This is a genomic window from Pirellulales bacterium (assembly GCA_019636335.1).
Classification (GTDB): Bacteria; Planctomycetota; Planctomycetia; order Pirellulales; family JAEUIK01; genus JAHBXR01.
The window spans coordinates 51,067-60,952 of record JAHBXR010000030.1; the positions used below are offsets into that span (position 1 = coordinate 51,067).

The 9,886-nt window shown below is 62.9% G+C and carries 6 protein-coding genes; all 6 read right to left on the reverse strand.

Annotation, left to right across the window (positions count from 1 at the left end; genetic code table 11):
* Positions 1-86: 86 nt before the first annotated feature.
* Positions 87-1,271 (reverse strand): glycosyltransferase family 4 protein, encoded by a 1,185-nt coding sequence (locus KF708_22090; protein ID MBX3415390.1) that lies wholly within the window; start codon positions 1,269-1,271, stop codon positions 87-89.
* Between the two features lie 88 nt (positions 1,272-1,359).
* On the reverse strand, positions 1,360-2,934 hold the full coding sequence (locus tag KF708_22095; protein MBX3415391.1) for an oligosaccharide flippase family protein: 1,575 nt from the start codon (positions 2,932-2,934) through the stop codon (positions 1,360-1,362).
* Positions 2,935-2,964: 30 nt separating this feature from the next.
* Positions 2,965-4,899: a polysaccharide biosynthesis protein gene (locus KF708_22100; GenBank protein ID MBX3415392.1), complete on the reverse strand. Its 1,935-nt coding sequence runs from the start codon at positions 4,897-4,899 to the stop codon at positions 2,965-2,967.
* Positions 4,900-4,958: 59 nt separating this feature from the next.
* A complete protein-coding gene (locus KF708_22105; GenBank protein MBX3415393.1) occupies positions 4,959-5,684 on the reverse strand; it encodes an exosortase-associated EpsI family protein in 726 nt (241 codons plus the stop codon).
* Positions 5,685-5,730: 46 nt separating this feature from the next.
* Entirely contained in the window at positions 5,731-8,001 is a 2,271-nt protein-coding gene (locus KF708_22110) for a polysaccharide biosynthesis tyrosine autokinase (GenBank protein MBX3415394.1), read from the reverse strand.
* A gap of 65 nt (positions 8,002-8,066) precedes the next feature.
* A complete protein-coding gene (locus tag KF708_22115) occupies positions 8,067-9,056 on the reverse strand; it encodes an exosortase/archaeosortase family protein (GenBank protein ID MBX3415395.1) in 990 nt (329 codons plus the stop codon).
* Positions 9,057-9,886: the final 830 nt, after the last annotated feature.

Below are 9,886 nucleotides of genomic sequence, written 5' to 3' on the forward strand. Positions count from 1 at the left end.
GAAGAGAGTGCTGTCCGTGCGCCCCATGAACTGGTGAGGAACGCCGCTGTGTGGGGCCCCTCGCTCATGGCTGGCGCGGCGCGGAATCACCGCGGTTCCGACATGGCCAACGCTTCTGAGATGGCGGCATCTAAGCTGGCCACCATGTTCTTGAGATTAACTCGGTCGCGCATGACTTCAATAGCGGCGCGTGTAACTCTTGCACAATTTTCAGGCCCGCGGAGCACCCCCCGAATAGTCTCGACGAGTAGGGGTATGTCGCCACGCGGATAGCGCCACCCGGTCACGTCGTGTTCGAGGATCTCCGAATCGGCCCCTCGTTCATCCGCGACGATGGTCGGCCGGCCCAAGGCCATCGCCTGATTGATCGCCAGCCCCAGGGCGCCGGGCAACACGACGGCGGTAGCGGCCGCCAGCCACGCTTCGTCGTCGCCTGGCGGTACCCGGCCGGTGACCAGAATGCGAGCGGGATCCAAAGCGTGGGCGCGGCGCCGCACCTCGTCGAGCAGCGGGCCATCGCCGACGAGGACCAGGCGAAGCCTCGCATCGAGCTCGCGCAACCGGGGCCACGCGGCGAGCAAGTCGAAGGGGCGTTTGCGGGGGACCATGCGACCGATCGAGACCAGGACCGGGGCATCGCCAATACCGGCCGCCTGTCGAAGCTCGGCAGCGCGGCGATCGATGGCCGCTCGGTCTTGGAAGGCACGATCCGTGTCGAGGGTGTTCTGGGCGATCCGAATTCGCTCGCGGGGGTAGCCGATCGACGCCAGTTCCTCGAGCGATTGCCGGCCATAGCAGACGGCCAGATCGAAACGGCCATGAAAGCGGCGTTTGATCGCATCTGTCCAGCGCGAGCGCTGCACGCTACGGCTGTGGACCTTTGTCCAGGCGATGGTGCGAATGCCCAGTTGCCGGCAGAGCTTGGGCAAGGTCCAGCAGGTAAGGATCGTCAGCGTGGCGCAAAACACGACCACGGCGGGGCGTTCGCGACGCACGGCCTCGGCGGCGTCTGGCCAGGTCGACCAGGTGCGTCCGAGCCACTGTCGCTCATGAAAAGGAAACTCGCGAAAGTGCGGCCCGATCGTGTAGCCGCTCTCGCGCAATTCGGCCAGGGGCCCCAAGACACTCAGCGAGTAGCGTCCCGCGGCGCGTTGCGCGACACGGTCCCACACCGGCACGCGATAACCGCGGACGCGCGGCTGTAACACCCAGACCTGGGGCAGCTCGGGCATCGCGTCTGAAGAAGTGGCGTTCGACCGGTCTTGAGTCATCGAAGCACGCCGTCACAAACCCAACTTGGAAAGGCCTCGCGACCTTGCCACGAAATCCGCACAACACCGAGCACGGTCGAGCAGGCCGTCAGGCGCCCGCGACGGCATTGCGTCCCAGCACCTGACGCGCGAGTCGAATCAAGCGCGCCCGGTCGTCGCCGCGGAATCCCAAAAACCAGCACGAGGGGATCCAGAAGAGCGGCGGCACCAGCACGCAGGCCAGCAGCGCTGTCAGACTCTCGGGCTGCACGACCAGACGCACCGTCAAGGCCACGGCCAGCAAGATCAATAGTACCAGCAAAGGGCCGGCGTACCCGTCTCGAATGAGCAGCGAGTAGGGAGTGCCGGTCACGCTCGCCGTATGGACCGATAGTATCGTCCAAGTGATGCAACGGCAGACGATCGTGGGAATCGGTGCTCCCAGGATGGCGTTGTCTCCCCAACCCCACTCGCGAAACAGGTAGATCAACAGCGTCGAAGCGGCCAGGTTCACGAGCGCCATGCTGAACTCGACGAACACAATGAAGCGAGTCCGATTCATGCCGAGCAGGATTTGCCAGTGGGTCACGCCGGCATAAAAGATCAGATCGGCCACCACACAGAGCATCATCGCGTAGGCCGTCGCACGATGGGCGTCGACCAACCAGACCTGCACGAACGGTTCGGCGAAGCAGCCCAGCGTGACCAGGTAGGGAATCGCCATGAGCAGGGTCAGCCGGGTACTACTGATATACAACTCGGGCAGGCGGGCCGCATGCCCCTGAGCATCCATGCTCGCGGCCAAGGGGACCATTTGGCGCGTCAGACCTCCCACGAAGGGATAGATGGCCCAGACGGCCTCGACCGCCGGCTTGTACATACCTGCATACGCGGTGCCGAGCAGCGCCCCCAACACGAGCGGATCGGTCTGGACGCTCAAGCGAAACACGTTCCAGTACAGAAAGACGAGTCCGCCCAACGAGGCCAGTTGGTACATCGACTCGCGCTGGACGAAGCGGGGGCGAACCGACAAGGCGGGCCAGATGCGATGCGCGAGGACGATCGAAATACCGAGCGATAACGACTTCGATGCCAACATGCCGATGGCCCAGCCGACGAGCCCAAGCTCGGTCAGCCCGACCAGGCCCATCACGAACAATGCTCGGGCAATCATCTCGACGATGTGGATCAGGCTCGACAGATCGAAGCGATGATTGCCTTCGATGACGCCGCTATAGGCCGGCGAGACGAACCACAGCAGCACCTGCAGCGGCGCGTAGTAGCGCAACAGCATGACCACCTGCGGCGCGTGTTCCGTGGCGAGATCGCCCGAGATGCCCATGTACAGCGCCACGATATGCGGCGCCGCGAAATAGAACAGGAACATCATGACCGCGGCGATCGACAGGAAGCAGCACATCGCCGAGCTGAAGAGCGCATTCACGCGTTCGTTGTCGCGCGTCGCGAACGCGGAGGCGAGTTGCCGGCTCAAGGCGCCGCGCAGGCCGAGATCGGCCATGAGCGACGTGCTCACGAGCACGCCAATGATGACGGTCAGACCGTAGCCGGCGAGCCCCAGTCGCCACGTGAGAAAGGGAATCAGCAGCAGGGCGATGAGCCCGCTCAAGACCCCCGACAACCAAGTGGTGACCGTGTTGAACGCGATGCGTCGCGACAGGCTCATGAATTCGATTTCGTCGCGTGGCGCGTCGTGCTAGGTCTTGGCAATCGCATCGGTCGATTCGACCGGTGGCGTCGGCACAACCGTGGCGGCATGCCCGTTCAACGACGCGGCATCCGCCTTGGGCTCGAGCGAGTATTCCGGCACCAAATCCTTCAGCTTGCGACGCAAGTCTTCGATCGGTCGATGCAAGGCCTCTTCCAGTTGCCGCATCGCATCGCTCACCTCGTCGAGGCTGTAGGGCCGGTGGTACGCCACGAACAACTTCGGGTGGGGTGTCGGCATCATCTCCTCGCTGTCGAAGTAGAGCTCTTCGTACAGCTTCTCGCCGGGGCGCAGGCCGGTAAACACCACCTCGATCTCGTCCGACTCGAAACCCGACAGACGAATCAGGTCGTGCGCGAGATCGACGATGCGCACGGGCTCGCCCATATCGAGCACGAAGATTTCGCCGCCGCGCCCCATGGCAGCCGCCTGCAACACGAGCTGCGAGGCCTCGGGAATGGTCATGAAGAAACGTTCGATGTCGGGGTGCGTCACCGTCACCGGACCCCCGCGTCGAATCTGCTCCATGAAGATCGGCACCACGCTCCCCGCCGAAGCCAGCACGTTGCCGAAGCGCACGGCGACGAACTTCGTGGTCGAAATCTCCGAGTAGGCGTGGACGACGCGCTCGGCCAGTTGCTTCGACACGCCCATCACGCTGGTGGGGTTCACGGCCTTGTCGGTCGAGATCATGACGAACTCGCCCACGCCGTGCTCGTGGGCCAACTCGACCAGGAGCCGGGTCCCGCCGATGTTGTTCTTGATCGCTTCGCCCGGGTTGAACTCCATCATGGGCACATGCTTGTGGGCCGCCGCATGAAAGACGATATCGGGACGAAACTGGCCGAAGACCTGCCTCATGCGCGGCCGATCGACGATGTCGGCCATGATCGGATGGAGTTGCGTCGCATGGCCGGCCGCTTGCAGCTCGCGGTCGATGACGAAGAGGTTGTTCTCGGCTCGTTCGACCATCACCAGCGCCGCCGGGCGGAAACGCAACACCTGGCGGCAGATCTCCGAGCCGATGCTGCCACCGGCGCCGGTCACGAGCACGGTGCGCCCCTCGAGCATCTGGCCGATGGCGTCGGTGTTCAACTGCACGGGTTCGCGGCGCAGCAAGTCGTTGATGTCGACGTTGCGCACTTGCAACGGCACGCCGGAGGTAAGCATTTCGTCGAACGCGGGCAGCACCTTGACGGCAATGTCCGATTCTTCGCACAGGGCCATCAGCCCGCGCAGGCGCTTGCCGGTCAGGCCCCCCGAGATGACCAGAATCTCGCAGGTGCTGAAAGCCGCGGCCAGGTGGGGGCCCTCTTCGGGCGTTCCGACCACTTGCACGCCGCCGAGCCGGGTGCCGTGCGTCGCGACATCGTCATCGAGAAAACCGGTGATGGAATAGCCGAGGCGGGGATCGGATTGCAGTTGGCGCGCCAGCGACTCGCCCGCCTGATTGGCGCCGACGATGAAGGCCCGGCGCAGCGTGCCGCGGCTGAGCATGGGACGAAACTGCTCTCGCGACAGACGCCAGGCGCAGCGCAGGCCGCCCAGCACCAGGATCGTGAGCCCCCAGTCGAGCAGCAGGATGACGCGCGGCAAATGGTTGGACGAGACCAGATACTGGTCGAGCGCCAGGATCACCAGCGACGCCAACGTGGCCGCGCGCAGCAGCGTGGCAAGGTCGGAGAACGTGACGTACCGCCACCAGCCGTGGCACTGCCCCATCCAGTAGAAGATGATCAGCTTCAGGATGACGAAGGAGGGCAACGTCATCCAGAAGAGTCGTTGCAGATGGGGCGGCACCTCGAAATCGAAGCGCAGATTGAACGCCAGCAACAGCACGCCGGCAAAGACCACCGCGTGCAGCAGCAGGACGAGGAACACTCGCCCTGAAAAACGCTGGCGGACCGGCGAGGCTTGAAACATCGATACCATCAATCTTGGACCAGACTGCGCGAACGGTCGACCTGCCCAGCACGGCAGGCTTAGCCGGGCGAGGCATTTGCCGCGGGATTCGCGGGCGCCGCGGCGTCCGCCGTCGCCGGCGTGTCGAACAATACTTCGTTCAATACCGGAATGAAATCTCGCACGAACTCGTCGCAGGCCGTTTCGTGTACGCTCTGCTCCATCGTCTTGCAATCGCCGAAGACATAGAGCTTGAACAGGGCAGGGTAGCGCGACAAGGCGATCTTGTGAGTCGTGCCGGTGCCGGGAGCAATCCAGTCTCCATCGGCGCTCCAGCCCCACAAAATGCGAATCCGTTGCGACTCGATCTCTTCATTCTTCTGGAACGGCGCGGTGAAAAACTGCGCCGCGCTCGCACTGCCGGCGTCGAGCTCGACGGTGTCGGGATTGATCGGCCCCATGCGGAAACCGGCCGCGACGTAGCATTTGTCGGGCGTGTGGGCGGTCACCTTGCGAGACGTGCCACAGACCAGAAACACGGAGACCGTGTCCCCCGTCTCGCGATTCTTGTAGGCGCGGCCGACGCCGCCGACGGCTCCCGAGGCCTTCAACTGCTCGGGATTTCCGGCGACCTCTTGCCCTTCCCAATCGCCGAATTCGAGCGGCACCTGCTGGAGCCGGGCCGTCCAATCGTTGAGCTGAGGAGTCGCCGGGGCGCCCCAGCGCTCCGACCAGCGCCCCTGCAAGACCGTGCAGGCCGCCATCATCACGATGACCACGGCCACGGGAAGGATGAACTTCTTCATAGTTGGCAATCCAGCATGGAATCGTGTTGACAGGAGTTGAGCTCAATCAGTTCGCGGCGAGTTGCAGCGGAATCTTGTGCCGGCGAGTTTCTTGCTCGTTCTTGACGCCTTGCACCACGGTCCCCAGGACGTGAATGCCGACGCGTTCGAGACTCTGGTGCGCCTCTTGCACTTGCGAAGCACGGCTGACGTCGCGCAGCACGGACAAGATGGTCGTATCCGAGAGCTTGCCCAGCAGCAGCGAATCGGCCACGGCCAGAACGGGGCCGCTGTCGAGAATGACAAAGTCGAAGTCCAAACGCAGGCGTTCGAACAACGTCGAGACCCCGTCTTTGGCCAACTCGTGGATAGCCTCGAGGTCGCATTGTCCGGCGGGAATCATCCACAAGCCGGGAATGCGCGTGGGATGGACCACGTCGTCGACCTCGACCTGTCCGCGCAACACATCGCAGAAACCGGGATCGAGCGGCATCTCGAAGAGGAGATGCGCCGAGGGATTGCGCAAGTCGCCATCGACGAACAGCGTGCGACGCCCGGCCCGGGCCAGGCTCGCGGCCAACTGCGTGGATAGCGTGGTCTTGCCTTCGCGCGAGGCGGCACTGGTGACTTGCACGACGCGCGTGCCATGCAGCGTGGCGTGGTGCATGAGCAGGGTGCGCAGACCGTCGACCGCCTCGACCAGGTCGTCGTTGGCGCCGCGGCCGCGGAGGCGCCCGCCCAGCGAAGGCAATCCGCCGACCACGCGCATATTGAGCCGGTCAGCCACGTCGGCCTTGCCGTTGATGCGGCCGTGCTGCAGTTCCCAGAACGCCAGGCCGAAGGCCGTCATGCCGAAGACCAGTGCGCTGGCAAAGCCCACCACGACGATGCGAATGAAACTGGTATCGCTTTCCGGCGGCAGGGCCTCTTGCAGCAGGTCGACACGCGAGGGGGCCTTCAATTCGACTTCGATCGCGCGGACTTCACTGGCGACCTTCTTGTAGCTGAACTCCAACTGCTCGATCTTGCGCATCACGGCCAGCAGGTCGGGAGACGAGGCCCCCAGCTTCTTCAAGCGTGCCTGCGACGCCTCGAATTTGCCGCGCTCTTCATCGATCTTGCCGTCGAGGTGAGACATCTGCGCCTCGAAGCCGCGGATGCGCGCCACGATGTCGCCCGAGGTATCGCCGGCGATGGCCTCGGCTGCCGCGGCCGACTTCTCGGCGATAAACGCATCGACCTTCGCCTGCAACTCCGCGCAGCTATCTTGCAGGCGACGGATGAGCGAGGGGGGACCGCCAGGACCATCCGACTTGAAGTGCAGCATGGCACTGCTCAACTCGGCATTCTTCTGCTGCAGGTCGGCGTTCAACTGCTGAAACTGAGGATCTCGGTTCAGTTCTTGCGTGACGGCCCAATCGGGCGTGCCCGTTTCCGAGAGCTCGGCCTGCTGCTGACGCAGCATTTCGAGAGCCGTTTGAATCTCGAGCTTCTTCGTGCCAAGGTCGGTCATCAGGCGGCTCGAGATCGACAACTGTTCGTGGAGCAGCTTTTGCTCTGTCTCGACAACGTCCTGGCTGGTGGTTCCCAGCAATTCGCACAAACGCTTGTAGTTTTCCTGCTCGCGGTGGATTTGTTGTCGCAGGGTCTCCGACGTTTGCAGGAGCAAGTCGTAATTCTTGCTCTTTTGCATCCGGTCGCGATCGACGACCTCGTTCACGTAGGCGTTGGACACCGCTTTGACGATTTGCACCAACTGGGTGGGGTCCTCGCCACGCAGGCTGATGCGCATCAGTTCCGAATCGCCGGGAAAGTCGACGTTCAATTCGTCTTTCAAGAATTGAACCGGATCGCGGTGGCTCTTGATGAGAGGCAGATCAGCGATCGTGCGCACGGCCGCGATGAGCACCAGCGGCGTCTTGATCATCTGCGTCTGCGTCCGACGAAAATAATCGAACTCGTTGGCGTTGCGTTGCTCGGTCGAGGCGAGATTCTCGACGAGCATCGGCGGAGTCGACTTGACCGAGAACCAGGACTCGACCTCGGACTTCACCGGCACCAAGAGCCAGGCGCACCAGCCCGCCACGCCGGCCAGCACCAAACCAAGCGTCAAGGCCACGGGCAAACGCCGGCGCAAGGCGTGCAACAGCGCCGACATGTCGAAGCTGGCTTGCTGCGGGGCCGGCCGACGCATGTTGATCGTCGGGGCGCCCGGCGTGGTCAGCGCGTGCGAGGACTCGCGCATCGGCACCAACGCACCGCGTCCCCGGCCGTTGCCCGCCATCGTCGCGGTCGAGTTTCCATTCGAACCAAAGCCGGGAGTATTTGGTGGGAGCACAGGTGATCACCTCGGGAAATAGTGCATTCACTCGCCACGTCACGACTTGCACGACACGCGGCCCCTTACGCACCGCGGGGTTGGCGACTGCCGGGCAGCCCGCCACCGACCGTGAGGGGTGCGACGATCTTGTCCTCGACGAACAGGTGGGAGAGGAGCTCGGTCTCGACAAACAGCAGGCCCAGCGCCAACGGCACCATGACGAACACGGCGTAATCGTTATGGAAGCTGTTGGCCAGGTCCGATTGCCCCATCGCGTGCAGAATGCCCGTCACGACGATCCGCACCACGTTGGCAATCAGGGCGATGGGGATGGCGCTGAAGATGACCAGCACGCGTTCCCAAATCGGGCGATTCTCCATGAACAGGGCGATGGCGGCCGCCAGGGCGAGCAAGACGGTGGTCATGCGCAGACCGGCACATTGGTCGACGATGCCCAACTGAACGTCCCCCAGCATGATGCGATTACCATCGCTGTAGGCGGGCATGCCGATCGTCTGCAGGCTGTAGGTCGCCGCCAGCGTCGAGATACGCTTGAGCGGCTGCAACAGGTTGCGCTCGAGCACATCCGGCCAGGGAAACATGAAGATCAGAAACGCGAGCGCGGGCGCGGCCGATTTCAACGAATCCCAGCCGCCGACCACGAGAAAGACCCCGAACAAGCAGGGCATGATCGAGAGCATGTCGGGAATGACAAAGTTGTACCAGGCCGAGACCAGTCGCAGGGCAAAACCCGCGGCAATCAGGCCGACCCCCGCCCACTGGGCGCCGCTCGAGGGCTCTTCCAGAGGTTGCCAGCGGACCCAGAGCAGGACGATGGCAAACAGCGGCACGAGATAACCGTGGGAGTACTCGGGGGCTTCCCACTTCTCGGCCATGATCAGCAGGCTGTTCCAGTAGACGCCATGCACCATGCCGGAAAGCAGGGCGATCAAAATGGCGGTGCGATAATCCTTCTTCGTGATGAGGTAGATCACGCCCCCCACGACCGCCAGCAAGCTGGTCCAATAGACGGCCTGGGTGATCAAACTACTGGCAATCGCATCGTCAACCATGTTCGCCGCTCACACGCTGGGAGTAGTAAGTGAAGAATGTTGCGATCGAGTGGCGACGAAGGGTATCCGTCGCGCGCTCGAGTGATTTCCCTCTTGCATGTTTCCCCTAGGCGATTGCCCTACATTGCAATCGGCCTGCACCGATCGACATGCAGCGTATCTCGCTAGAGAAAATAAGAACCCGGACCGCCCGGGCAGTGTGGGCGCGCTTGCTTGGCGCGCGACAAAACCGGCCTACCTCGTCGTTCAATCAACTGGGTGAAGAACCTTGCGCCAAACTACGCTCCACAAACCGATTGCAGTGGCGTTCGATACTTCGAGGCTGGTTTCGATAGGGCCGTCTCCCGATTCCTTTTCGCGGCGAAGCAGAGCCTTGAATCGCTCGAATGTCGACTACCTGGTGCCAGGGACTGGGTCGACTCCGCTTGTTTCAGGCAGCGTGGTAGATGTGGTCTGCCTGAGCTACGTCCGCGACGATCCGTTCTTGTCCTTCGTTGCAAAACCCGGGTGCTAAACGATCGTTGTTGGCGAGAAAACCCGAATGGTACGGCATTTCGGCCAACAAGAGTCAACTTAATCGGGGCGCGCCGGAAATGTCAAACAGTATTTGCGCGTTTCTAACACCCAGCCCCCATAAGGGGATGCGTGCCGAACGATCGCGACGATTAGGCATCTTGGACGGGCATTCTCGGCGCCCGATCGCCCGACTCATCCTGGCAATCCGTAAGGTCATCGTTCGTGTCCACCTCGGCTCGATCAAGGGCTGAATCTCATTCGTACCAGCTAGTGACTGGCGGAAATCCCTGCCAATTGCCCGAGAAACCTGAAGG